General features: G+C 71.6%; 18 protein-coding genes. 7 read left to right on the top strand and 11 right to left on the bottom strand.

The genetic code is table 11. The features are described 5' to 3' along the window. Positions 1 to 3: 3 nt before the first annotated feature. From ACAV_RS18920 to kefC, 8 genes are all read right to left on the bottom strand, one after another. Positions 4 to 540, bottom strand: a complete 537-nt coding sequence (locus ACAV_RS18920) for a cytochrome b (protein ID WP_013596187.1) — start codon at positions 538 to 540, stop codon at positions 4 to 6. A gap of 153 nt (positions 541 to 693) precedes the next feature. Then, complete coding sequence (locus tag ACAV_RS18915; protein WP_013596186.1) at positions 694 to 1,452, bottom strand: GNAT family N-acetyltransferase; 759 nt, start codon at positions 1,450 to 1,452, stop codon at positions 694 to 696. Beyond that, positions 1,449 to 3,641: a YehQ family protein gene (locus tag ACAV_RS18910; protein ID WP_013596185.1), complete on the bottom strand. Its 2,193-nt coding sequence runs from the start codon at positions 3,639 to 3,641 to the stop codon at positions 1,449 to 1,451. Before ACAV_RS18910 ends, ACAV_RS18915 begins: the two co-directional genes overlap by 4 nt. Then, complete coding sequence (locus ACAV_RS18905) at positions 3,638 to 4,762, bottom strand: VWA domain-containing protein (protein ID WP_013596184.1); 1,125 nt, start codon at positions 4,760 to 4,762, stop codon at positions 3,638 to 3,640. The genes ACAV_RS18910 and ACAV_RS18905 overlap by 4 nt, the downstream gene beginning before the upstream one ends. Then, the gene (locus tag ACAV_RS18900) at positions 4,759 to 7,239 is read right to left on the bottom strand and encodes a DUF5682 family protein (protein WP_157768793.1); all 2,481 of its coding nucleotides are present in this window, start codon (positions 7,237 to 7,239) and stop codon (positions 4,759 to 4,761) included. Before ACAV_RS18900 ends, ACAV_RS18905 begins: the two co-directional genes overlap by 4 nt. Next, positions 7,236 to 8,378, bottom strand: a complete 1,143-nt coding sequence (locus ACAV_RS18895) for an ATP-binding protein (protein ID WP_013596182.1) — start codon at positions 8,376 to 8,378, stop codon at positions 7,236 to 7,238. Before ACAV_RS18895 ends, ACAV_RS18900 begins: the two co-directional genes overlap by 4 nt. A 53-nt stretch (positions 8,379 to 8,431) precedes the next feature. Then, positions 8,432 to 12,625 (bottom strand): WGR and DUF4132 domain-containing protein, encoded by a 4,194-nt coding sequence (locus ACAV_RS18890; RefSeq protein WP_013596181.1) that lies wholly within the window; start codon positions 12,623 to 12,625, stop codon positions 8,432 to 8,434. Between the two features lie 82 nt (positions 12,626 to 12,707). Next, a complete protein-coding gene (gene kefC / locus ACAV_RS18885; RefSeq protein ID WP_013596180.1) occupies positions 12,708 to 14,609 on the bottom strand; it encodes a glutathione-regulated potassium-efflux system protein KefC in 1,902 nt (633 codons plus the stop codon). Between the two features lie 143 nt (positions 14,610 to 14,752). On the opposite strand from kefC, the gene ACAV_RS18880 reads away from it, so the two are divergent. The 3 genes from ACAV_RS18880 to ACAV_RS18870 all read left to right on the top strand — a co-directional run bounded on the left by ACAV_RS18880 (position 14,753) and on the right by ACAV_RS18870 (position 16,648). Next, positions 14,753 to 15,391: a LysE family transporter gene (locus tag ACAV_RS18880; RefSeq protein ID WP_013596179.1), complete on the top strand. Its 639-nt coding sequence runs from the start codon at positions 14,753 to 14,755 to the stop codon at positions 15,389 to 15,391. 112 nt (positions 15,392 to 15,503) lie between these two features. Next, a complete protein-coding gene (locus tag ACAV_RS18875; RefSeq protein WP_013596178.1) occupies positions 15,504 to 16,124 on the top strand; it encodes a nucleotide-binding protein in 621 nt (206 codons plus the stop codon). A gap of 56 nt (positions 16,125 to 16,180) precedes the next feature. Beyond that, on the top strand, positions 16,181 to 16,648 hold the full coding sequence (locus tag ACAV_RS18870; RefSeq protein WP_013596177.1) for a MaoC family dehydratase: 468 nt from the start codon (positions 16,181 to 16,183) through the stop codon (positions 16,646 to 16,648). 140 nt (positions 16,649 to 16,788) lie between these two features. Here the strand turns inward: ACAV_RS18870 and ACAV_RS18865 are convergent, their stop codons facing one another. Then, complete coding sequence (locus ACAV_RS18865) at positions 16,789 to 17,115, bottom strand: DUF4148 domain-containing protein (RefSeq protein WP_013596176.1); 327 nt, start codon at positions 17,113 to 17,115, stop codon at positions 16,789 to 16,791. Positions 17,116 to 17,346: 231 nt separating this feature from the next. Between ACAV_RS18865 and ACAV_RS18860 the strand changes: the two genes are divergently transcribed. Next, positions 17,347 to 18,282 (top strand): LysR family transcriptional regulator, encoded by a 936-nt coding sequence (locus tag ACAV_RS18860; RefSeq protein ID WP_013596175.1) that lies wholly within the window; start codon positions 17,347 to 17,349, stop codon positions 18,280 to 18,282. 19 nt (positions 18,283 to 18,301) lie between these two features. Here the strand turns inward: ACAV_RS18860 and ACAV_RS18855 are convergent, their stop codons facing one another. Both ACAV_RS18855 and ACAV_RS18850 read right to left on the bottom strand, forming a co-directional pair. Next, positions 18,302 to 18,778: a tRNA (cytidine(34)-2'-O)-methyltransferase gene (locus ACAV_RS18855; RefSeq protein ID WP_013596174.1), complete on the bottom strand. Its 477-nt coding sequence runs from the start codon at positions 18,776 to 18,778 to the stop codon at positions 18,302 to 18,304. 117 nt (positions 18,779 to 18,895) lie between these two features. After that, entirely contained in the window at positions 18,896 to 19,612 is a 717-nt protein-coding gene (locus ACAV_RS18850) for a ComF family protein (RefSeq protein WP_013596173.1), read from the bottom strand. 44 nt (positions 19,613 to 19,656) lie between these two features. On the opposite strand from ACAV_RS18850, the gene ACAV_RS18845 reads away from it, so the two are divergent. The 3 genes from ACAV_RS18845 to ctaD all read left to right on the top strand — a co-directional run bounded on the left by ACAV_RS18845 (position 19,657) and on the right by ctaD (position 23,959). Continuing rightward, positions 19,657 to 20,574 (top strand): class I SAM-dependent methyltransferase, encoded by a 918-nt coding sequence (locus ACAV_RS18845; protein ID WP_013596172.1) that lies wholly within the window; start codon positions 19,657 to 19,659, stop codon positions 20,572 to 20,574. Positions 20,575 to 21,115: 541 nt separating this feature from the next. Further along, entirely contained in the window at positions 21,116 to 22,288 is a 1,173-nt protein-coding gene (gene coxB / locus ACAV_RS18840) for a cytochrome c oxidase subunit II (RefSeq protein ID WP_013596171.1), read from the top strand. A gap of 27 nt (positions 22,289 to 22,315) precedes the next feature. Beyond that, positions 22,316 to 23,959 (top strand): cytochrome c oxidase subunit I, encoded by a 1,644-nt coding sequence (gene ctaD / locus ACAV_RS18835; RefSeq protein ID WP_013596170.1) that lies wholly within the window; start codon positions 22,316 to 22,318, stop codon positions 23,957 to 23,959. Positions 23,960 to 23,964 lie beyond the last annotated feature (5 nt).

Genomic DNA, 23,964 nt, shown 5'->3' with positions numbered 1-23,964 from the left:
GCATCACCACATCCGCCGCAGCGCATTGTCCCGGCGCACCAGGGCGTGCCAGAGCGCCGCGGCGATGTGCAGGCCGATCACCCAGTAGAAGGCCGTTCCCAGCCATTCGTGGGCGGATTCGAGCGTGCCGGCGAACTGCTTGTCCACCCACGCGGCGGGCCAGGGGATGGATGCCTCCGTGAACGGCAGGCCGATGCCGCGGCCGCTCACCAGGCGGCAGGCCATGCCCAGCAGGGGCTGCACGATGAGGAAGGCATAGAGCAGGCCATGCCCCAGGTGCGCGCCGATGCGCAGGGGCGCCGGCAGTGGCGGATCGATCGGCGGCTGCGGCGAGCGCCAGCGCGCGAGCAGCCGCGGCAGCACGAGCAGCAGTACCAGCATGCCGAGCAGGAAATGCGATTCCACCATCAGCAGGCGGCTGTCGCTGCCGCGCTCGAAGGCCTTGCGCAGGTTGATGCTGGCATAGGCCAGCGCGACGAGCGCGAACATGGACCAGTGCAGCAGGCGCAGCGTGGCCGAATACTTGGAGGGCGTGTTCATCGTCGGGGCTCCTCGTGGGGGATGGCATGCGGGCACCGGATCTGCCTGCCAACGCGCGAGAGTGTGCCATGCCGCCCAGCGGAATTCCTGCTGCGGCGCAGGCGGGCAGGCTGACCGGGCCCTGCAGGGGAGCAAGGCCCATGGCGGCCATCCTCAGCCCGGAACCCGATAGTGGTACCCATAGGCCGTCCTGAACCCCATCGATTCATACAGCCGCAGCGCAGGCGTGTTCTGCGCACGCACCTGCAGGTAGGCGCTGGCCGCCCCGGCCTCGCTGCCCCAGTGCAGCAGGGCCTGCACCAGGGCGCGGCCGCGCCCGCTGCCCCGGTGTCCGGGCGCCACGGCCAGGTCGTACAGGCCTACCGCGTGGCGTTCCAGCACCGCCAGGCCGAAGCCCACGGCATGGCCGTGGGCGTCCCGCTGCAGTGCGTAGCCCACCGGGTGGGCGATGGCCTCGAGGATGCTGCGGTGCAGGTTGCGGTGGTGCAGGGCCACGCCATTGGCCGCCGCGAAGCCTTCCAGCCACGCGGGCGATGGCGAGGTGCTGACCAGGGTGCTGCCATCGGGCCGGGGCATCGAGCCCGGCGGCAGGGGCCGTTGCAGCACCAGCGAGGGGTCGAAGTGCTGGTAGCCCGCGTCCGCCAGTGCCAGGTCGGCTTCGGCCGGCGCCAGGGGCGTGATGCGGAACACGGCGGGCAGTCCATGCCGCGCGTACAGTGCTGCCGCCGCCTCGCGCACGCCATCGAACGGCGCACCCGGCACCAGTGCATTGGCCGAGTTGGCGCGCTTGGTATAGCCGCCCGACAGCCGGAACACCCAGCCTGCGTGGAATACCGTCTGGTGCGCGGGCCAGGCGTTGAAGGCGCGCTCTTCCAGCGCGCGGACGAGGGTTGCAGGGGCTGTGTCGGTCATCGTTCCTGTGCCTGTACCAGCAATGCGAGGGTGGACAGCGTCCGCAGCAGCGCTCCGCGCTCCGGGGACCGCAACTGCGCGGGAACGCCTTCCAGCAGCGCTGCCGTGCGGTCCAGGCCGGCGTGCCGGAGTTGGCGCGCCTGGTCCCGTGCCCGCGTCTCCAGCCCGCCCGGCTGGTGGCGCAGGCCCTGGCGCAGCCACTGTGCCAGCCATTGCGACGTGGCGCCGAGGAGGGCCTGAACACCCTGGGGTGTTTCGCTGGCCGTGCGCAGCGCGAGCGCCTGTGCGGCGGGGGCCTCGATCTGCGGCACCACCGCACGCTGGTCCGTGAGCAGGGCCAGCGGCTGCATCACGGCGCGGCCCTGGTGCAGGGCCGCCGGCCCCGCGACGGCGCGCAGGCTGCCCCATTCGCCCGACAGCGTACGCGCCAGCGCATCCACCGCGCCCGGCGCCGCCGCACGGTGCGGCAAGGCGAGATGCAAGGCGGCGGAGGCCGCATCTGCAGCGCCATCGCCATCGCCATCGCGGCGCACGATCCGTGCGTGCAGCACCTGCGCGGCGGCGTCCCAGGTGCACTCGTCGGCGTGCATGCCCGGAAAGGCCACCACGTGCAGCGGGCCCGATGTGCCCCCGGCCGCGCCCGTGGCCGCCTGGCGCGGCTGCACGAATTCCGGAGGCGCGTTGCGCAGGCGCTCCACCAGCGACTCCACGCTGCCCTGGCGCAGCGGGGCACCCAGGTCGTCCCAGGCCGTGGGCGACAGGGGCATCACGCCCGTCTGGCGCGCGCCGGAGCCGATGTCGATGGCGCCGTTGGCGCGCCGCGTCGCGGTCTTGGTGATGACCTGCCCCGCTGCGACCTGCCGCAGCGGAAAACCCGCCACCCGCCGGCCGGACAGCGCCTGCCCGGGGCCGCCTTCGCCGCGCGGCCACTGGCGCTCCAGCACCGTCACGGTCTGCGTGTCCGGGTCGGCGAAGAGCACGCTGGCGCCTTCGGCCGCGTCGTCGGCCCACAGCGCCGCGCCCAGCGATACGAGCTTGAGGTGGTCCAGCGCCACCTCGCCTTTCACCCCGATGCCCAGGACCTGGCTCGCATGCAGCGGCGGTCGCGTCGTGCCCGGCGGCTGCCCGGAGGCGTCCTCCGCATGCGCCGCGGCGCGCGGCCGCGCCCACAGTTCTGCAGCCACCTGCAGTGTCCGCGCCGGGTCGTCGCGGCTGCTGCGCGCCTGCTGGGACTGCAGCAGCAGCGACAGCTCGGCCAGGCCGTCGTCCACCCAGCGCCAGCCCAGCGCCTGCGCCTGGGCGCGCACGGCACCGAAGCGCGCGGCCAGGGCCATGGGAGGCTGCGACGTGCCTTCGAGCCACAGCGCCAGCAGCAGTTCGTCCAGCGCCTCGCGCAACTGCAGGGCTTGCGGAGCGCGCAGGCGCCCGGGGGGCGGCGCCGCGGCCACCGGGGCTGGACCACCGCTTTCGGGCGCCGCTGGCGGCGCATCGCCGCGCGGCGCGACCTCCACCATGGCCTCGTCGCCACCAGGAGCCAGTTCGCCCGCGGCCCGGAAGGCCCAGAGGGCCACCACCACGTGGGCGCAGCCGCTGCCCTGCTGGCAGTCGCAGCGTGCATGCACCAGCGAACTGCGCGAGAAAAAGCGCACCGTGCACATCGGCAGCCGCGCCGCGGGCGGAACCGAGGGGCTCTGCCAGGGCTGTACCGCCACCACCGGCCGCGACGCCGCCAGGCGCGCGGCCTGCTCCAGCACGGAGGGCGCGATGCTGGCCGCCACCGCCGCATCATCGAAATGGGCGGGGCTCCAGGGCCCCTCGGCCGCGGGCGCAGGAGCGGCCACGGCGGCTTCAGCATCGCCGCCACTGTCACTGCCGTCGCCGGCCCCAGGCGCGGCGTTGCGTGCATGGTCCTGCTGGTAGGCCAGCACCAGCATCACGCGGTGCCGGCACATGCCGCTGGCCGCGCAGGTGCATGCCGCATCGCGCAGCGTGCGGCCCGGCGGCAGGCGCGTGCGCGCGCCATCGGCGAACTCCGCCACCACCGTGCCGTCGGCTTCCGTCGCCAGGCGGGGCAGCAGGCCCGCGGCCACGTCCTTCTGCGCGCGCTTCACGAAGCCCGCGTTGGCCAGGGCGGTGAGCGCCTCGGCCGTGAGTTCGAGCAGGTCGGCCCGGTGCCCGGCGGCGCTCATGCCTGCACCTTCTCGGCCAGCCAGGCCGCGAGCTGCCCCGGCGTCATGGCGCCCACCTGCGCGCCCTCGCGCACGAGCCGCGCGGCCATCTCCCGGTCATAGGCGGGTTCGGCCTGCGCATCGAGCGCGGCCAGGCCCAGCACCCTGGCGCCCGCGCCGGTCAGCGCCTTCACGCGGCGCACCAGCTCGCCCGGGCCGCCGCCCTCGTAGAAATCGCTCACCAGAACGACGATGGTGCGCGAAGGATTGGCCACCAGCGACTGGGCATAGCCCACGGCCTTGGCGATGTCGGTGCCGCCGCCCAACTGCACCTTCATGAGCAGCTCCACCGGGTCGGACACGTCGGCCGTCAGGTCCACCACCTGCGTGTCGAACGCGACCAGCCGCGTGCGCATGCCCGGCAACTGCCAGAGGCACGCGGCCATCACGGCGCTGTGGATGACGGAATCCACCATGGAGCCGCTCTGGTCGATCAGCAGCACGATGTCCCAGGGCTCGGCATGCCGGCGCGTGCGGCTCGCGAACACGGGCCGCTCCAGGTAGAGCTTGCCGCGCGCCGGGTCCCAGCGGCGCAGGTTGGCCGCCAGGGTGCGCTGGAAGTCGAAGTTGCGCGCCACCTTCAGGCGCGAGAGCCGGCGCCGGTCGCGGCTGCCGCCGAAGGCCTGCCGCACCTCGGTCGCGAGCTTCTCCATGATGCGCCGCACGACCTCGGCGACCAGCCGGCGCGCGGCGGCCAGCACCTCGGGGTTCATCAGGTGCTTGGTGTGCAGCACCGCGCGCAGCAGCGATTCGGAGGGCTCGATGCGTTCCAGCACTTCGAGGTTGGTCACCACCTCGTCGATGCCGTAGCGCTCCACCGCGTCGCGCTCCAGGCGTTCGATCACTTCCTTGGGGAAGAGCGTGTGGATGGCGTTGATCCAGTCCGGGGTGCTCAGTGCCGATGGGCCCAGGCCTGCGCTGCGCTCGCCGCGTTCGGCGCGATCGCCATCGCGGCCATAGAGCCATTCGAGGGCCGCATCGGCCGCCTGCGCGGCTTCGCCGAGTGCGCCGCAGGCCGGCTCGGCCGGTTCGCCCAGCAGCAGGCGCCAGCGCTGCAGGGGATCGGGAATGGAGAGGGTCATGCCGGTGCTTCCATCCCGGTATCGATGGGCAGGCCCCAGGCGGCCAGCCGGGCAGCGGCTGCCGCCTCGCCAGCGCGCGCGGTGGCGATGTCTTCCGGCGAGAAGCCGCCGGCCTGCGCCGCGGTGAGGGTACGCCGCGGCAGGTGCTGCGCGCCGTGCAGCGCGAGCACCTGGCCGGCCAGGTCGCCGCGCTCGCGCGGCGGCAGCCAGGCGAACGCCGCGCGCAATGCCGGCAGGGCGAGGATGAACTCCGCATCGTCCAGCGCCCGGATCCGCCGGTCCATGCCCGCCGCGAAGGCCGGCTGGGTGGCCAGCGTTTCGCGCGCCAGGGCGAGCAGGCCGGCCAGCGCGTCGCCCAGGGTGGATGCCGTCATGGCGCCCAGCAGCGCCAGGGCCTCCTCCACAGCCTCGGGGGGCGCGGCATCGCCCGTGCCGGGGCGCCCCGACAGCGCCAGGACCGCGCCGAGCGCCGCGCCGCGGCCGACGGGGGCCGCCTGCGGATCGGCGGCCTTGCGCTGCCAGACGGCGATGGCCCGCGCGGGCTCCAGGGCCAGCGGTGCTGCCGCGCCCTCGTGCAGGTCGGCGAGGTGGTCCGCCACGATGCGGTGCAGGGCGCGGTGGCCCCGCAGGTGGTCCTCGACGTCGGCGGGTGCCACCGCGGCGGGGGCTTCCAGCAGCCAGAGCGCGCGGTCGAAGCCCGACTCCACCGCCACACGCAGCGCGGGCGCGCCCGCCATGCCCAGCCACCGGCCGTGCCGCAGCAGCGTGTGCAGCAGCCCCAGGGCCGGCGCCAGTGCCTCGAAGCGCGGCTCCTGGCCGATGGCTTCGCCGAGCTCTCGCAGCAACCCGTCGCTCACGGACGGCAGGCCTGCCCAGGCGGCGCGGTTCAGTCCTTCGGCCAGCGGCACGATGCGGCCGCGCGCGCGCCGCAGGTCGTCCTCGAGCCGGGCGCGCGCGGCATCCTCCAGCGTGGCGCCCCAGGCGCCCGCCTCGATGAGGGCGGCCTGCTGCTCCAGCGGCTCGCCGAGGCGCCAGGCCTCCTCGCGCTCGCCCGACATCGCTTGCGCCGGGCCGCGCGTGCGCACCACGCCGGGCAACTGCAGCAGGGCCAGCCGGTGCAGCACGCGGCTGCGGGCGCGGTCCCGGTCCTGCAGCAGGTCGAGCGTGACCGTGCCGCGCAGCTCCAGCCCGTGCGCGGCCAGCTCCGCCTGCACCGCCGCCACCAGCGGCGGCTGGGGCGTGCCGGGCGCGAGGCGCCCCACGGCGTCCCCGGCGAGCACGTCCATGGCTTCCACCAGCACCGGGTCGGTCCCCGCGCGCAGCGGGCCGCGGTAGGTCCAGGGCAGCGGTGCATCCAGGGCATCCTTCACCAGCGCACCGGCGAGCGCGTCCAGCCAGTCCGAGCGCAGGGGCTGCCGGTGCCCGCGCAGCCGCGCCAGGCCATTCGCCCGCGCATGCACGGCCATCAGGTCGGCCGTGGAGGCTGGCAGCTTGCGGCCGCGCAGGCGCTGCACCACGTGCCGCAGCGCCTCGCGCGCGGCGCCCTCGGGGCCGTGCTCCCACAGCCATTGGTAGTACTGCGGCGAGGGCATGCCGGAGGCATAGCCGGCGAAGGCATCGAGCCTGCGGAAGGTGTAGGGCACGAGGTAGGAGCCGAAGCGCGGCGCATCCTCCGGAGTGGCCGGAGTGGCCGGAGTGGCCGGAGCGGATACGGCCTCTTGCGCGGCGCCGTCTTCGCCGGGCCGCGGCACCACCGGCTCGCATTCCGGCAGGCCACGCCAGAGCCGCGCGAGTGCCGGGGCGTGGTAGCCGCCGCAGACCACCAGCACCGGGCCCGCGCCGCGCGCCATGGCCCACGCGATCCAGCGCGCCATCATGCGTTCACGCGCCTGGTTGCCCTCCGAGCCGGCCTCCCCATCTCCGCGCAGGTGGCTGAAATAGGTGGACAGGCGCAAGGCAAGGCTGTCGTCTCCACCGCTCCCCGCGTCATCCCCCGGCCCCTCGTCCTCGAAGAGATGGTCCCACAGCGCATCCCGGCCCTGCACCGCGAGCTTGTCCGCGAGAGTGCGTTCATAGGCTTCCGCGCGGGCCTGGTGTTGCGCATCGGCCGCATCGGCGTAGCGGTTCTCCAGGTGCGCGAAGGCCGGATGCCAGGCGGGCAGGTCGATGAAGCACACCTGCGCCCCGGTTTCGCGCCCGGCCTGCAGCGCCTGCCATTCGGGCGAATGCTCGGCGAACGGCGTCCACGATCCGCGGTGGGTGTCGCCGTGCGACAGGTAGCTGTAGATCGCCACCGGCAGCCGGTGCGGCAGGGCGAGCTCATCGAGCCGGCCGTTGAAGTCCGCCGGCCCCTCGATCAGCACGAAGGCCGGCCGCAGCGCGCGGATGCGCTCCGCCACCAGCCGCGCGCAGGCAGGGCTGTGGTGGCGCACACCGAGGATGACGGGATCGGCGCCCGGCACCGCGGCGTCCTTCACGGCAGCCGGTGGCGCGCTTCGTAATACGCGCGCCAGTGCGCGCCGGAGCGCTTGGCCGCCTTCTGCTCGAAGTAGCGGCGCAGCTTGGCGCGGTCGTCGGCGTTGTCCTTGACCACCGTCCCGGCAATGCAGTCCACCAGGTCGGCGGGCGAGCCCTCGCGCTGCTCCAGGAACCACGCGCGCACGCCCACGGCATGGGCCACGTTCACGGCCTCCGCAGTGGACATCACGGCCGAGAGGCGGTCCATGGCTGCATCCGCGGTCGCACCGCGGCCATCCGCCGGAGCGCCGCGCAGGTCGCGGAACGTGGAGACCAGCAATTCCACCACCGGTTGCGGCACGGCATGCGGAATGCCGCTCTGCGAGAGCAGCCGCGCGCTGGCATCCTGCACCAGCGACATTTCGCGGTCGAAGTCGAGGATGGGGAACACGGTCTCGAAGTCGAACCGGCGCTTGAGCGCCGCGCTCATTTCGTTCACGCCGCGGTCGCGCGTGTTGGCCGTGGCGATGATGTTGAAACCCTCGCGCGCATAGAGCATGGCATGCTCGCCCGCGAGCTCGGGCACCGCCATCACCCGGTCGGAGAGCATGCCCAGCAGGCAGTCCTGCACTTCCAGCGGCGCGCGCGTGATCTCCTCGAAGCGCACGATGCGCCCCTGCTGCATGCCCTGGTAGAGCGGCGCGGGCACCAGGGCGCGCGGGCTGGGCCCTTCGTTGATCAGCAGCGCATAGTTCCACCCGTACTTGATCTGGTCTTCCGTGATGGAAGCGCCTCCCTGGATGGTCAGCGTGGAGACGCCCGAGATCGCCGTCGCGAGCAGCTCGGACAGCAGCGACTTGGCCGTCCCGGGCTCGCCCACCAGCATCAGCCCGCGGCCGGTGGCCAGCGTCACCAGCATGCGCTCGATGCCCGCCACGGGCGCCACGATCTTGGGCGCGATGCCCAGTGCCGCATCGCCGAGGATGAAGCTGCGCGCGGCGCGCAGGCCCATCGACCAGCCCGGCGGGCGCGGGTCGGTGTCCTGGGCGCGCAGGCGCTCCAGTTCTGCGGCATGGAGGATTTCTGCGGGTGGGCGCTGCAGCGGGGCACCGGCGCTCGCGGCGTCGCCGGAAGGTGTCTTGGTGCGGGAAGTGGCCATGGTGCGGTGGGGTGGATTCAGGAAAGGGGAGTGGGCCGCCATGCGGTGGCGCGTCAGGCGCGCAGCCCCTCCATGTCGCGCACGAGTTCGCTGGCGGAGATGGGGTCCAGCCGCCCGATGGGCTCGGCATTCTGCATCTCGCCCCAGGCCGTCGGCTTGCCGACCTGCACGTCGCCCAGCTCCTGCTCGGGGTATTCGTCCACCATGCCCACGATGATGCCCGGGTCCAGGTGCAGCTCGATCACGCGGTCGGCGCCCAGCGGCTTGGTGAAGTACCAGATGCCGCCGCCATCCTGCGCCTGTCCTCTGCGCCAGCCCTTGTTCACCAGGCCCAGCACGCGGCCCGTGGGCACCTTGGCCTTGGTCCAGCGCGAGAGCTTGATGTCCGCCTTCTCCGCCTCGGTCAGCGTGTAGGTGTCGCGGCCGATCTGCGGGAAGGGCTGCAGCAGCTCGTAGTCCGCGAAGACCTGCCCGAAGGCCGCCGCGTCCGCGGGCGTGATCTCCAGCGCGTGCGGCACGCCGATGCGCACCTGTGCTCCCTCCGGAATGTCGAAGGGATCGTCCTCGGCCGTGGTGGCGCTGCCATCCTCCGCCACGCGGAAGCAGGCCGCGAGCCGGCCGCCATAGCTGCCGCCGTCCTCCACCTCGTACACGCCCCAGACCAGGCGCTGCACGATGTGGCGCACCAGCGGGTGGCCGGCCAGGAAGGTACGGAACACCTCCGGTGTCCACCGCCGGCGCGCGCACATGGCCACCTCCAGCCGCAGCAACTGCTGGCTGGCGATGGTGCGCGCATCCTTCTTCAGCAGCTTGAAGCGCTCCACCGCCTCCTGCGAGAGCGCGGGGTCGTCGGTCTTCTTGGGCTTGGGCAGGTCCGGCAGGCGTGCGCCGTCGCCGCCATCCGCCGAAAGCTCGCGCACATAGGGCTTGAGCGCCTCGTCGAATCCCACCTTGAAGGCGCGCGTCCCGAAGTCCAGCCGCAGCGTGCCTTGTGCGTCCAGTCCCAGGTCGGGCGCGAGCCGGTCCTCCAGTTCCTCGGGCGTGAGGCCGCGCGCCTCGGCGATCGCCGCGATCTTCTCGCGCGCCTTGTCCTGCAGGCCCTTGAACTTGATCTTCTGCGCGATGCCGTTGAGCAGCATCAGCGCCACGTCGGTGCCGATCTGCGCGAGCACGTCCAGCCCGGTGACGGCGCGCGCATGGGCGGATTCGCCCGGCCACGCGCGGATGAACGGCGTGAGCCGGCGGGCCGTGTCATCGGTGCCGAGCAGCCCGAGCGCGGTCAGTGCCCAGCCCTCCTTCGAGGGGCCACCGGCCTCCAGCCAGGCGCTGAAGGCGTCCCAGGCGAAGTCGGCCAGCGAATCGGGCGTGCAGGCTTCCCGCACCAGGGCGATGCCGGCATACACCCCCTCGCTGGTGGGGAAGGTGAGCATCTGCCCGAGCGCGTCGAGCGCCACGTCCGGCAATGCCTTGCCCTGGCCGGTGCCACTGCGCAGCACCGGCCGCCGCCAGCCGCGCGGTTGCCAGAATTCCGGCAGCTTCGCGCGCTTGGTGGGGAAACGGTCCAGCGGGCTCTCGTCGAGCACCGCGCGCAGCGCCTCCACCACGGCCTCGTCGCCATGGCGCGCCGCCACCTCCAGCAGCAGCGCCTCGTGGCCTTGAGCGCAAAGCAGGCGCAGTGCCGAACCTGCGCAGTCGCGCGCCTCGCCGGCCTTGCCCAGCGCCGGCGCGATGAGCGCGCAGGCCGCATGCTCGGGGTATTGCAGCAGCCATGCGCGGCCGGTGGCCCGCGCGGTCTTGAGCTTGGCGAAAGCCCGCGCCGCGGTGGGCGCGATCTCCACGGCGCCGTAGTGCATCGCCCAGGCCAGGTTATCGGCCGGTTTCAGTCGCACCATGGCAGCGAGTGCCGGCAGCGCGGGCAGGCCCAGCGTGGCGATCGCGTGCCCGATGTCGCTGCCTTCCGTCTCGCCTGCCACGGCGTTCCAGAACGGCACGGCCATCTCCGGCGGCAGGTGGGCCACCGCGGTGGCGTCGAGCGTGTACCAGTAGTAGCGTTCACGGCGGCGCTCGGCCACCAGGGCACGCCAGGCCGCGACCAGCGCTCCGGCATCTCGTGCGCGGATGGCCCGTGCGGCATCGTTGCGCATGGGCACATACTGCTGCTTTTTCCGGGTGTCGAAGCCCAGCAGGTTCAGCATCTCGTCCACGTCCTGGGCGGCGCTGGCATACCGGTTCATCTGCCAGGAGGACAGGCGCCGTGCTTCCTCGCGGGCGCCCAGCGCCCATTGCTCCACGGGCGCCAGCGGCAGCGGCTCCAGTGCCAGTACCGCCACTGCCTTCCGGGCTGCCTTGGCCAGCCACGGCGGTCGCGCCAGCACATCCGGCAAGTCGTCCGGGCCCGCCACCTCGGCGGGGCCGGAGAGCAGTGCCAGTTGCCGGTCCACGGCGCCCTGCGCAGCGGCGTCCAGCCAGGGGCGCAGCAACGGCATGCTGTCGCCGTGGGCACGCAGCAGGCGCGAGAGCATGGGGGTCAACAGGCCCGCGTCCTTGCCGTCGGCCGCCACCAGCCGCGACAGCGCGGTGATGCCCGCCAGCGGCCAGCGGTCCACCGCGAGCGATAGCCGCGCGAGCGCGCCCTTGGAACTGCTGGCCACCTTGGCCAGCGCCAGCACGGCCTCGGGCGTGCCGATCGCGGCGAGCGCCTCGCCCGCAGCCTCGTCGGCGGCACCGCGCTCCAGCACCGCCACCGCGGCGGAGCCGCGCTCGCGCACGGCGGTAGCCACCATGCGCCCGTGGCCCCAGAAGCCCGAGGAATAGGACAGCCGCGTCCTGGCGGCGATCGCCAGCGCGGCAGGGTCCTGGGCCGTCAGCAGCAGCCAGTGGGCCGTCTCGGGCGTTTCCTTTTCCGCAGCCAGCCGGTGTGCCAGCGCATCCGACAGGGCGGGCCGGTCGGGCAGCAGCAGCGCCATCACGGGCTGCCGGCTGGGGTGCAGGGAGGGCAGGGCGGCTTCGATCCGGTCTGCGCAGGCCTCCCATTCGGCCTGCGGCGCGGCCGCGAGGTAATTGCGGAAGGTCTCCTCGCCCTGGCCCAGCGGACCGCGCCAGCCGTTGGACATCGGGTGCGTCACCGCGCCGGACAGCTGCAGGCGGCGCTGCTGGGCCTGGGAGTCGTACACACCCGTGACCTCGATCCGCTGGGCCGCGATCAGGATGTCCACCGCGCCGGGCAGCCCGTACTGCGCCACCAGATAGTCCACCACTGCGGCGCCGCCCGCGTTCTCCCCGTGGTAGCCGGACATGGACAACGCCAGCGCCAGCAGTACCGCATCGGCCTCTGCGTCGGGTTGCGGGTCCGGCCGGGCCAGGCGGTCGGACATGCGCTGCAGCACATCGCGCAGCGCGGCGTCAGTGCCCGGCAGGTCCAGCTGCACGTCCAGTGCTCCCCGGGCCCGCTGCCAGGCCTGCGCCAGCGGCACGGTCTGCACCGGGGGCGGGAACCGGCGCGTGGCATAGGCCTCGCGCTCCATCTGCGGCGACAGGCGCACCGGATCGCCCTGCGCGAGCCAGGGCGCCACCGGCATCGCGCCGTCGCCGGTTGCCGCCACGGAGGCTGCCGGCGTGTCGTCGGTAGATGCCGCCTGGACCGCGCGGGCCGCGGCATCCGCGATCAGCGCCCGGGCACGCTCCTGCGCCCGCTTGGAAACCTGTGCCGTCGTGCCCCACCCCTGCAGCAGGCCTTCCGACTTGAGTTGCTCGAACGCCATGCCGGCGCCCTGGTCGCTCACCCCGTGCTGGCGCTTGAGCACCGCCGCCGAGAGCACGTCGTCCACCTTCAGGCTGCCTTCCGCGATCTGCGCCCACGTGGCCGCGACCGCGCGCTCGCACTGCGCGTCCAGGCCCTCGACCGGCGCTGCCGCCGTGCCCTTTGCCGATGCAGCCGATGCGGTGTCCGGGGTATCGCCAGGGAGGGGGGCAGGAGAAGGAGGCTTCGCTGGTGCCGGCTTCGCGGGCGCTGGCGACGCGCCGATGGCCGCTCCCGGTGCCACCCCCACTTCCGCATAGCCCTTGCCCGTCTTTTCGGTGACCAGCCTGGCCATCGCGGCCGTGGCCTTGGCCGTATCGGCAAATGGTTTGGTCTGGCTCTGGCCGGCGGTGCCGATGCGGCCCCACCGGATGTTCAGGTCGGAGCCGGCCTGCTCCACTTCCCAGAACTTGCTGGAGCTTCCCTCGATCAGTTCGAAACGGCGCATGAAGTCGTGAATCCTTTCGGAAAAAGAGCCTCAAGGGGCAGCGGCCCACGGGCCGCCGGTGCCGGCCGGATGCCGGCCGGGATCAGGGGCTGCGGGCCGGCGGGCCCGCGCCCTCCGTGCCTTCGGCGGGCACCGGCCCGCCGCCCTGGGCGGCGGCAGCAGCGGCCGCCTGCTCCTGGCGTTCCTTGGCCATCTGTTCCACCAGTTGCTGCCGGCCCTGCTGGGCCACGGCGATCATTTTCGCGCGGTCCTTGTGGTGCGGGTACATGCGGTCGGCCAGGGCGATGTTGTGGTGGCGGAAGCGGTTCGCCAGCGCCTCGGCCTCGGCGGCGGGCATGCCCATCACCTCCAGCACGGTGCGCGCGGTCTTCAGGCTGGACTCGAACACCTCGCGCTCCACCCGCGTCACGCCCAGGTCGCGCAGCGCGTTCCAGTGCGTCACGTCGCGCGCGCGGGCCACGATCTCCAGCTGCGGGAAATGCTTGCGCGCCATCTTCACGATCTTGAGCGACTGCTCGGTATCGTCCACCGCCACCACCAGCACGCGCGCCTGCGCCGCGCCCGCGATGCGCAGCAGGTCCAGCCGCGTGGCGTCGCCGTAGAACACGCGGTAGCCGAAGGTGTGCGCCACCTCGAGCATGTCCACGCTGTGGTCCAGCACCGTGGCCGGTACGCCCTGGGCCAGCATCATGCGGGCCACGATCTGGCCGTAGCGGCCGAAGCCCGCGATGATCACCGGGGCCTCCTGGGGCTCGGATATCTCTTCCACCTCCGGCGGCGCACCGTCCTTCAGGCGTGCATGGCGGCGCAGCAGCACGCGGTCCATCGCCGTGAGCAGCAGCGGGCTCAGCAGCATCGACAGCGCCACGGCGCCGATCAGCAGCGATGCCGTCTCCGCCGGGATCGCCCCCGCGCCCGCGCCGGTCTGGAACACCACGAACGCGAACTCGCCGCCCTGCGCGAGCAGCAGCGTGAACACCGGCCGCTCCTGGTAGGCCATGCCGGTGGCCCGCGCGAGCGTATGGATCACCACGGCCTTCACCGCCAGGAATCCGAACAGCAGCGCCAGCATGATCCAGGGCGACCGCATCAGCACGCCGAAGTCGATGGTCATGCCCACGGCCATGAAGAACAGGCCCAGCAGCAGGCCCTTGAACGGCTCCAGGTCGGTTTCCAGCTCGCGGCGGTATTCGCTCTCGGCCAGCAGCACGCCGGCCAGGAAGGCGCCCAGCGCCATCGACAGGCCCACCGCCAGCATCAGCATGGCCGTGGCGACCACCAGCAGCAGCGCCGCAGCCGTGAAGATCTCCGGCGTGCGGCTGCGCGCGATCCAGCGCAGCAGCGGACGCAGCAGCAGGCGCCCGCCCAGCACGATCGCGCCCACCACGCCGACGATTTTCGCGGCCTCCAGCGCCAGGCCGCTGGCCGTGTGGGGCTGCGCCGCGCCGCCCGCGCCCTCCGCGCCCGCGGCCAGCAGCGGCAGCAGCGCGAGGATGGGGATGGCCGCCACGTCCTGGAAGAGCAGGATCGAGAACGCCTTCTGCCCGCTGTCCGTGCGCATCAGGTTGCGCTCGGCGAGCACCTGCAGCGCGATCGCGGTGGACGACAGCGCCAGCCCCAGCGCACCGACCAGCGCCACGCGCCACGGCAGCCCGCAGGCCCAGGCCACCGCCCACAGCAGGGCCGCGCAGCCCAGCACCTGTGCGCTGCCGAGCCCGAAGATCGGCCGCCGCATGCTCCAGAGCCGGCTCGGCTGCAACTCCAGGCCTACCAGGAACAGCATCAGCACCACCCCGAACTCGGCGAAATGCAGGATGTCCTGCACGTTGCTCACCAGTCCCAGGCCCCACGGGCCGATGGCGATGCCGGCCGCGAGGTAGCCGATGATGGCGCCGAGCCCGAGCGCGCGCGCAATGGGCACCGCCAGTACGGCGGCGCCGAGGTAGAGGAATCCGTAGGTGAGCCAGGTGGGTGCGTGGGCCATGGACGCGGTGTCGGCAGCGGCAGGAGCGAGGAGAGGAGGCGGAAGAGGGAGCGCCGGGGCATTGTGCCCCGTTAACATGCTCCACCGTGTCGGCGGTCATGCCGGCACGGCATCCCCTTTCCATTGTCTCCTGCTGTCTTCCCATGGATTTTCACACCTGGCTCGCCTTCGCCGCCGCCGCCTGCCTCATCGCCCTCTCGCCCGGTTCCGGCGCCGTGCTGTCCATGAGCCACGGGCTGGCCTACGGCGTGCGCCGGACGGGCGCGACCATCCTCGGCCTGCAACTGGGCCTGCTGCTCGTGCTGGTGATCGCCGGTGCCGGCGTGGGCTCGCTCCTGCTGGCATCCGAGACCGCGTTCAGCGCGGTGAAGGTGATGGGCGCGTGCTACCTGATCTATCTCGGGTTCACCCAGTGGCGTGCGGGCGGCGCCTCGGTGTTCGGCGACGAAGGGGCCGCACCCCCCGCCTCCTGGCGCCGCCGCTGCGCCGCCGGCTTCCTCACCAACGCCACCAACCCCAAGGGCATCATCTTCATGGTCGCGGTGCTGCCGCAGTTCCTGACGGAGTCGCGGCCCCTGTGGACGCAACTGCTCGCGCTGGGCGCCACCATGGTCGTGGTGGACCTCACCGTCATGCACGGCTATGCCGCCAGCGCCAGCGCGCTGCGGCGGCTGCTGCGCAGCCCCCGGGCGGTGCGCAACCAGAACCGCGTCTTCGGCGGCCTGCTGATGGCCGTGGGCGCCGGGCTGTTCTTCGTGCGGCGCGGCGGGCAGCACGCCTGACACGGGGCTGCCTGCACGGCCACACTGCTGCCACGGACGGTTTGCGCCGTCACGCCGTGGCGCTACCATCGGCGTCCCGTACCGAACGAGTTCCGCCATCGAGGAGTCGCACATGCCCGTGATCGCAGTGGCAAACCCCAAAGGGGGTGTCGGCAAGTCCACGCTAGCCATGAACGTGGCCGGCTATTTCGCGAGCCAGGGGCACACCGTCGCCCTCGGCGACCTGGACCCCCAGCAGTCGTCCCGCCTCTGGCGCAGCCTGCGGCCGCCGGCCGCGCGCGCCATCGCCGACTGGGAAACGCCCGCCGGCGCCGTGCCGCGCCCCCCGCGCGACGCCACCCATGCGGTGCTGGACACCCCGGCCGGCCTGCACGGCGCGCCGCTCAAGGAGGTGCTCAAGCTTGCGGACAAGGTGGTGGTGCCGCTGCAGCCCAGCGTCTTCGACATCTTCGCCACGCGCAGCTTCCTCGACGAACTGGCGGCCCACCGGCAGGCGGCGTCCACGCAGATCGGCATCGTCGGCATGCGCGTGGACTCGCGCACCATCGCCGCCGACAAGCTGCAGGAATTCGTGGAGGGGCTGGGGCTGCCCGTCCTGGGCATGCTCCGCGACACCCAGAACTACATCCACCTCGCGGCGCAGGGGCTGTCGCTGTTCGATGTCTCGCCCGGCCGGGTCGCGCGCGACCTGGAGCAGTGGAAGCCCATCTGCGACTGGCTCTCCGCAGGCTGACGGCGCTGTCGCCGGGCCGACACGCCGCGGCGAGGCCCGCCCACTACAGTGCGGGCATGAAGAAGACCTTTCATTCGTATTCCGAACTGGCGGCCTGCGTCGGCAGCGAGGTGGCCGTCACCGAGTGGATCACCGTCACGCAGGAGCAGGTGAACCGGTTCGCCGAGGCCACGGGCGACCACCAGTGGATCCATGTCGATCCGGAGCGTGCCGCACAGGGGCCTTTCGGCGGGCCCATCGCCCACGGCTTCCTGACGCTGTCGCTGCTGCCGCGCTTCTTCGAGGCGGCCTTCGATATCGAGGGCGCGCGCATGGGTGTCAACTACGGCCTCAACCGCGTGCGCTTCATGTCGCCCGTGCCCGTCGGAAGCCGGTTGCGGGCGCGGCTCATGCTGCAGGCCTGCGAGCCTGCGCCGCCCGATGGCGTGCAGATGACCTGGCAGGCCACGATCGAGCGCGAGGGCGTCGACAAGCCCGTGTGCGTGGCCGAATCCCTCACCCGGAACTACGGCGCGAAGCCCTGATCGTTTGAACACAGGCCCGCTTCGCGCGGGCGCCGTGCAGGCGTGAAAAAGCCCGCCGGGCCGGAGCCATGGGCGGGCTTGCGGTTGCGTGCGGCGCCCGCACGTCCCGTCGCCGGGGTGCAGGTCGCCGCGGCGCGGTCTCAATGGTCGCCGCTGACGATCTCGTGCGAGCGGGCGGCCGCGATGGCTTCGGCGCGCACCTGTTCGCGGGTCACCACCTGGGTGTTGCCATTGGACAGGGCCAGCGGAGCGGGAACATCGGTCCAGTCGCCGCCGCGCGGCAGCGTGCCGTTCTGGCGGGCGGCCACCAGGTCGGCGATCACGGCTTCGCGCGTCAGCGTGCTGGGGGTGCTGTCGTTCACGGCCGGGTAGTTGTTCCAGTCGCCCTGGATGCGCGTGTCGGCCTGGGCGGAGAAGGCGCTCAGGGCGAGCAGGGCGGCGGCAATGGCAAGAGGCTTGCGGTTCATGGTGTGGTCCTTTCAGGCGGTCTGTCCGTGCGTCGGGGAATGTCCGGGCAAGGCCGGCTTGCTGCGCGGAGGCGCGGCGCCGGTCTTGTCCTGCCTCGGTGAGCCCGACGGGTCGCTCATCGATGGGTTCGACTGTACGCAGGGTTAACCCCCAGAAAAACAGCATCGGTGGCAATGATTAATTCATGAAATTGAAATAATCTGATTTCATGAATTCCCTTCATTGCGATCATGGATAGATTGCTCACCATGCGCGTCTTCCAGTCCGTGGCGGACGAAGGCGGCTTCGCGGCTGCCGCACGGGCGCTCGACCTGTCACCCGCCGCCGTCACCCGGCTGGTGGCCGACCTGGAGGACCACATCGGCACGCGGCTGCTGCAGCGCACCACCCGCAGGGTGTCGCTCACGGAAGCCGGGGAGGCCTACCTGCTGCGGGTGCGCAGCATCCTGGCCGACGTGGACGAGGCCTTCGCCGTCGCCCAGGCGCACACGTCCGAGATCGCCGGCGTGCTGCGCCTTCTCGCGCCACCGGCGCTGGCCGTGCACATCCTGGCCCCGCTGGTCGCCGGCTTCCGCCAGGCCCATCCGCGGGTCACGCTGGAGATCCACGCCGATGCTTCGCTCGACCCGCCGATCGGCGACTACGACATCACCCTGCTCGGTGCCGACGAGCGCTTCAACGCCAACGTCATCGCCCGGCCCATCGTCTCGCTCGACGGCATCGTCTGCGCCTCGCCCGAGTACCTGCGCGCGCACGGCATTCCGCAGGTGCCGGAAGACCTGAAGCACCACCAGTGCCTGCTGCGGCGGCGTTCCGAGACCCGGCCCGGCGTGATGCGCCTGCTCGAGGGCGGGGACGAAGGGCGTGCGGTGGAAGTCGCGGTCCAGCCTGTGTGCGTATCCAACCACATCGACACGCTGCTGCGCGCCACGCTGGACGGGGCGGGCATCAGTTCGCAGCCGCTCGACCTGACGGCGCCCTACCTGCGCAGCGGCCGGCTCGTGCGCGTGCTGGAGTCCTGGACCACGGGGCACTTCACGCTGTATGCGGCACTGCCGAGCCGCAAGTTCATGCCCGCGCGCACCCGGGCCTTCCTGGATTTCCTGAGCCAGCGCACGCGGCTCTCCATCGAGGAGGCGATGCAGGCCCCGGGGGCACAGGGGTAGGGCGGTGGAAAACCGGCCTTCAGGCCGGCTCGGGCAGCGCGAAGCCGTTCTGCCGCCAGGCCTCGTACACCGTCACGGCGACGGCATTCGACAGGTTGAGGCTGCGCTGGCCCGGGAGCATCGGCAGGCGCAGGCGCTGGGCGGGCGGGAAGGCGTCCCGCAATTCGGGCGGCAACCCCCGGCTTTCGGCACCGAACACGAACCAGTCTCCCGGGAGGAACAGGCTCTCGTAGACCGTGTGCACCCCGTGCGTGGTCATGGCGAACACGCGCTCGGGGTTGGGCTGGGCGTCGCGCAGGAAAGCCGTCCAGCCTGCGTGCTGCCGGACTTCCGCATACTCGTGGTAGTCCAGGCCCGCGCGCTTCATGAGCTTGTCTTCCATGGAGAAGCCCAGCGGTTCCACCAGGTGCAGGGTACAGCCCGTATTCGCGGCCAGCCGGATCACGTTGCCGGTGTTGGGCGGAATTTCCGGTTCGACGAGGACGATGTGGAACATGGACCTATTGTGTGCCGCAGCGTGCGGGCGCCCAGGCGCGGTGGATGGCAGATTGCAAAAAAATGTATCGGGCGGCGCAGCTCGCCGGCCCGGCCATTTGCCCTCCCTCCACGACCTTCAGGCCGTGCGCGCCAGCACCACCGCGTCCACCCGGGAGGCACCGGCCTGCAGCAGTACGTGTGCGGCAGCGTGCAGGGTCGCACCGGTGGTCATCACGTCGTCCACCAGCACGATGCGTTTGTCCCGCACCCGAGCGGCCCGGTCCGGCGCCACGGCGAACACGCCGTCCAGATTGCGCAGCCGCCCGGCGCGCGACAGGCTGCTCTGCGCCGGCGCGGCCCGCAGGCGCACCAGCGTGCGGGCGTCGCATCGATCCGGCGACAGCGCTGCCGCCAGCAGCGCCGACTGGTTGAAGCCGCGTTCGCGCAACCGCTCCGGCGCGAGCGGTATCGGCAACACCGCATCCGCCGCATCGAGCAGCGGCTCGGTCCAGGGCGCTGCGCGCACCAGCAGGGCCAGGCTGGCGGCCCAGCCGGGATCGGAGTGGAATTTGAACCCGGCCAGCGCGTCCGACCACGGATAGCCGTAGTCCACCGCGGCGACACAGGCCGACAGGGGCGGAGGATCGCGCAGGCAGTCCCCGCACCGGCGCACGCCCGCGGGCACGGGCAGGGCGCAGGTCGTGCACCGGGGGCGGGGCTGGGCGAAGCGCTCGGCGCAGGCATCGCACACGCGGCGCGCCGGCCAGGCATGGCAGACCGCGCACTGGCTGGGCACCGCACGGACGGCGGCCGCGAGCCCGTCCGATATCCCCGAGAACCACTGCTTCCACATGGCATCAATATACTGCCCGACCCGCTTCCCGCCCTCCGCCCCCGATGTCCGCGCCCCCCGACCGCCAGCTTCCCCCCACCATCGACCCGGCCGCCGCCGCGCGCTGGCATGCGGCCGCGCCCGCTGCCTCCCCGTGGCTGCACGAAGAGGTCGCGCGCCGCATGGAAGACCGGCTGCAGTGGATCCGGCAGGCACCCGCGGCCTGGGCCGACTGGGACCCGGTGCGCGGCGGCCTGCAGGGGCACGGGCTGGTGGCCCGCCGCTATCCCGGGGCCGTGGCGTGGATCGCCGAGACCGCGCCGCGGCACCTGCCGGCGGCCCGCGAGGCGCTTGCGCGGCCCTGGTGGAGCCCGGGGCGCTGGGCGTCCGGCGCCCCGCGGTTCGGCCTGCCCCCGGACGGCGGAGTGCAGATGCTCTGGGCCAACATGGCGCTGCACCTCTCGGCCGATCCGCAGGCGCTGATCGCCCGCTGGCACCGTGCGCTGGCCGTGGACGGCTACCTCATGTTCTCCTGCCTGGGGCCCGACACCGTGCGCGAGCTGCACGCGCTCCACGCGGCCCTGGGATGGCCGCCCGCGGGGCACGCCATGACCGACATGCACGACTGGGGCGACATGCTCGTCCAGCAGGGCTTCGCGGAGCCCGTGATGGACATGGAGCGCATCACCCTGACCTTCGCCACGCCCGCGCGGCTGCTGCAGGAGCTGCGCGAACTCGGCCGCAACTTCCATCCCGCGCGCTTTCCCGCGCTGCGGGGCCGCGCCTGGCGCGACCGGCTCGAGCAGGCGCTGGCCGACCGCCTCGCCAGCCCAGACAACGGGGGGCAGCTCGCGCTCACCTTCGAGATCATCTACGGCCATGCCTTCAAGCCCGCCCCGCGGCTCAAGGTGAGCGAGAGCAGCGCGGTCTCGCTGCAGGACATGCGCGCCATGCTGCGCCAGGGGCGCACGCCCGGGCCCTGACGGCCACCCCGGCCGTGCGCCGCGCCGTGCGGCGGGTTTTCCCGGGCGGCTACGGTCGGTGACCTGAATCAACCGCAAGCTACAATTTACGGGTTATGGGGCTTGGCCAGCCCGTGCGCAGCATGCACGGGCCACGCACCCCGCGCCGCGCGCCTGCCCGAGTGCGTGGCGCCTTCGCGCGCCATGACCCGGCCGACCTGTCGCACGGCCGCCTCCTTCCTTCTCATGGTTTGTACTGGGCTGGGCCGCGGATGGCGCCTGCGCTATTGCAATCGCGACACGGGGACGGCATGCTGCGCCATGCACGGCTGGCCGCCTTGCAGGGTGGCTGGCCGGTGCATGCAGGGACAGGAGAGAGACACCCGCGCGGCGCTGCCGGCACCGCGCGTTCGATCACGCCGGGTTCATGCGGAACCCGGGGCACCGCGGCCGGGGGCCGCCGCGCCCCGGCTGTCGGAATCCGCATGCCCCTCGGGCGCCGCCCGACCCACGCGGGCGCACCCAGGGGAAAAGGGTTAATTGAGGCTGAGAAGTGAGAACTATGAAGAAAAGCATTTCCAACCCGCTGCCTTCGTTGCTGCTGCTGTGCGGAGCATGGGTGGGGGGCGCTGCGCACGCGGTGCAGGACCTCCCCGGCGGCCCGGCCGTGCGCCAGCTCAATCTTGCACCCCCGGTCACACGCATCGCCGAGGAGCAGCATTTCCTGCACTGGATGATGCTCGTCATCTGCACGCTGATCTTCGTGGGCGTGTTCGCGGTGATGTTCTATTCCATCTGGAAGCACCGCAAGTCGCAGGGCGCCAAGCCTGCCAACTTCCACGAGTCCGTCACGGTCGAGGTCATCTGGACCATCGTCCCCTTCATCATCGTGATCCTCATGGCCCTGCCGGCCACCAAGGTGCTCGTGGCCCAGAAGGACACCACCAACGCCGACCTCACGGTGAAGGTCACCGGCTACCAGTGGAAGTGGGGCTACGACTACATCAACGGCGAGGGCCAGGGCCTGGCCTACATCTCCACGCTCGACAGCAGCCACCGCCGGCTCTCCGACAGCGGCAACGTCGCGGATGCGCCGCCGGACTACCTGCTCAAGGTGGACAACCCCCTGGTCGTGCCCGTGGGCAAGAAGGTGCGCGTGATCACCACCGCCAACGACGTCATCCATTCGTTCATGGTGCCGGCTTTCGGCATCAAGCAGGACGCGATCCCCGGCTTCGTGCGCGACACCTGGTTCCGTGCCGACAAGGTCGGCGACTACTACGGCCAGTGCGCAGAGCTCTGTGGCAAGGAGCATGCCTACATGCCCATCCATGTGAAGGTGCTCTCCGCCGCCGACTACACCCAGTGGGTCGCCGCCGAGAAGAAGAAGGCCGCCGCCAAGGCCGACGATCCCAACAAGGTCTGGACGCTGACCGACATCGTCGCCCGCGGCGAGAAGGTGTATGCCGCCAATTGCGCCGCATGCCACCAGCCCAACGGCAAGGGCGCCGGCCCCATCAAGCCGCTCGACGGCTCGGCCATCGTGAAGGACGAAGACCACACCAAGCAGATCCACATCGTGCTCAAGGGCGCGGCCGGCGGCGCCATGCCCTCCTGGGCGCAGCTCAGCGACACCGACCTCGCGGCCGTGGTCAGCTACACGAAGAACGCCTGGTCCAACAAGACCGGCCAGATCGTCCAGCCCTCGGAAATCGTGGCCCAGCGTGGCAAGTGAGACAGCTAAAGCATTGAGGAACCCGACATGAGCGCAGTTCTCGACCCCACCGGGCATGCCGCCGGCCACGACCACGGCAGCCACGACCACGACCATGCACACCACGGCCCCACGGGCTGGCGCCGCTGGGTGTTCGCCACCAACCACAAGGACATCGGCACGCTGTACCTGCTGTTCTCGTTCACCATGCTGATGATCGGCGGCATCCTGGCGCTGCTGATCCGCGCCGAGCTGTTCCAGCCCGGCCTGCAGATCGTGAATCCCGAGCTCTTCAACCAGCTCACCACCATGCACGGCCTCATCATGGTGTTCGGCGCCATCATGCCGGCCTTCGTGGGCTTCGCGAACTGGATGATTCCGCTGCAGATCGGCGCGTCCGACATGGCCTTCGCGCGCATGAACAACTTCAGCTTCTGGCTGATGATCCCGGCCGCGCTGATGCTGGTCAGCTCGTTCTTCATGCCCGGCGGCGCACCCGCCGCGGGCTGGACGCTCTATGCGCCGCTCACGCTGCAGATGGGCCCGTCGATGGATGCCGGCATCTTCGCCATGCACATCCTGGGTGCCTCGTCCATCATGGGCTCGATCAACATCATCGTGACCATCCTGAACATGCGCGCTCCGGGCATGACGCTCATGAAGATGCCCATGTTCTGCTGGACCTGGCTCATCACGGCCTACCTCCTGATCGCCGTGATGCCCGTGCTGGCCGGTGCCATCACCATGACGCTGACCGACCGCCATTTCGGCACCAGCTTCTTCAACCCGGCAGGCGGCGGCGACCCGGTGATGTACCAGCACATCTTCTGGTTCTTCGGCCACCCCGAGGTGTACATCATGATCCTGCCGGCCTTCGGCATCATCAGCCAGATCGTGCCTGCCTTCAGCCGCAAGAAGCTCTTCGGCTACGCCTCCATGGTGTATGCCACCTCGTCCATCGCCATCCTGTCGTTCATCGTGTGGGCCCACCACATGTTCACCACGGGCATGCCGGTCACGGGCCAGCTGTTCTTCATGTACGCCACCATGCTGATCTCCGTGCCCACGGCCGTGAAGATCTTCAACTGGATCGCCACCATGTGGCGCGGCTCCATGACCTTCGAGACGCCCATGCTCTTCGCCGTGGGCTTCATCTTCGTGTTCACCATGGGCGGCTTCACCGGCCTCATCCTTTCGATGGCGCCCATCGACATCCAGCTGCAGGACACCTACTACGTGGTGGCCCACTTCCACTACGTGCTGGTGGCCGGCTCGCTGTTCTCCATGTTCGCGGCCTACTACTACTGGGCGCCGAAGTGGACGGGCGTGATGTACTCGGAGCGCCGCGGCCAGATCCATTTCTGGGGCTCGCTCATCACCTTCAACATCACCTTCTTCCCGATGCACTTCCTGGGGCTGGCCGGCATGCCGCGCCGCTATGCCGACTACCCCATGCAGTTCGCCGACTTCAACATGGTGGCCTCCATCGGCGCCTTCGGCTTCGGGCTGATGCAGGTGTACTTCTTCCTCGCCGTCGTGCTGCCCGCCATGCGCGGCAAGGGCGAGCCTGCACCCCAGCGCCCGTGGGAGGCCGCCGAGGGGCTGGAGTGGGAGGTGCCGTCGCCGGCCCCGTTCCATACCTACGAAACCCCGCCCAAGCTCGACGCATCCGCCACCCGCGTGATCGGCTGACGGTA

The sequence above is a fragment of the Paracidovorax avenae ATCC 19860 genome (assembly GCF_000176855.2).
GTDB classification, from domain to species: domain Bacteria; phylum Pseudomonadota; class Gammaproteobacteria; order Burkholderiales; family Burkholderiaceae_C; genus Paracidovorax; species Paracidovorax avenae.
Note: the sequence above shows the minus strand (reverse complement) of the source record. Positions and strands in the feature narration are given on the sequence as shown.

Coding starts and splice junctions, on each gene's coding strand:
- ACAV_RS18880 (WP_013596179.1), top strand. CDS start 14,753: ATGGATTTTCACACCTGGCTCGCCTTCGCCGCCGCCGCCTGCCTCATC.
- ACAV_RS18895 (WP_013596182.1), bottom strand. CDS start 8,378: ATGGCCACTTCCCGCACCAAGACACCTTCCGGCGACGCCGCGAGCGCC.
- ACAV_RS18870 (WP_013596177.1), top strand. CDS start 16,181: ATGAAGAAGACCTTTCATTCGTATTCCGAACTGGCGGCCTGCGTCGGC.
- coxB (WP_013596171.1), top strand. CDS start 21,116: ATGAAGAAAAGCATTTCCAACCCGCTGCCTTCGTTGCTGCTGCTGTGC.
- ctaD (WP_013596170.1), top strand. CDS start 22,316: ATGAGCGCAGTTCTCGACCCCACCGGGCATGCCGCCGGCCACGACCAC.
- ACAV_RS18915 (WP_013596186.1), bottom strand. CDS start 1,452: ATGACCGACACAGCCCCTGCAACCCTCGTCCGCGCGCTGGAAGAGCGC.
- ACAV_RS18865 (WP_013596176.1), bottom strand. CDS start 17,115: ATGAACCGCAAGCCTCTTGCCATTGCCGCCGCCCTGCTCGCCCTGAGC.
- ACAV_RS18890 (WP_013596181.1), bottom strand. CDS start 12,625: ATGCGCCGTTTCGAACTGATCGAGGGAAGCTCCAGCAAGTTCTGGGAA.
- ACAV_RS18860 (WP_013596175.1), top strand. CDS start 17,347: ATGGATAGATTGCTCACCATGCGCGTCTTCCAGTCCGTGGCGGACGAA.
- ACAV_RS18920 (WP_013596187.1), bottom strand. CDS start 540: ATGAACACGCCCTCCAAGTATTCGGCCACGCTGCGCCTGCTGCACTGG.
- ACAV_RS18855 (WP_013596174.1), bottom strand. CDS start 18,778: ATGTTCCACATCGTCCTCGTCGAACCGGAAATTCCGCCCAACACCGGC.
- ACAV_RS18905 (WP_013596184.1), bottom strand. CDS start 4,762: ATGACCCTCTCCATTCCCGATCCCCTGCAGCGCTGGCGCCTGCTGCTG.
- ACAV_RS18910 (WP_013596185.1), bottom strand. CDS start 3,641: ATGAGCGCCGCCGGGCACCGGGCCGACCTGCTCGAACTCACGGCCGAG.
- ACAV_RS18845 (WP_013596172.1), top strand. CDS start 19,657: ATGTCCGCGCCCCCCGACCGCCAGCTTCCCCCCACCATCGACCCGGCC.
- ACAV_RS18850 (WP_013596173.1), bottom strand. CDS start 19,612: ATGTGGAAGCAGTGGTTCTCGGGGATATCGGACGGGCTCGCGGCCGCC.
- kefC (WP_013596180.1), bottom strand. CDS start 14,609: ATGGCCCACGCACCCACCTGGCTCACCTACGGATTCCTCTACCTCGGC.
- ACAV_RS18875 (WP_013596178.1), top strand. CDS start 15,504: ATGCCCGTGATCGCAGTGGCAAACCCCAAAGGGGGTGTCGGCAAGTCC.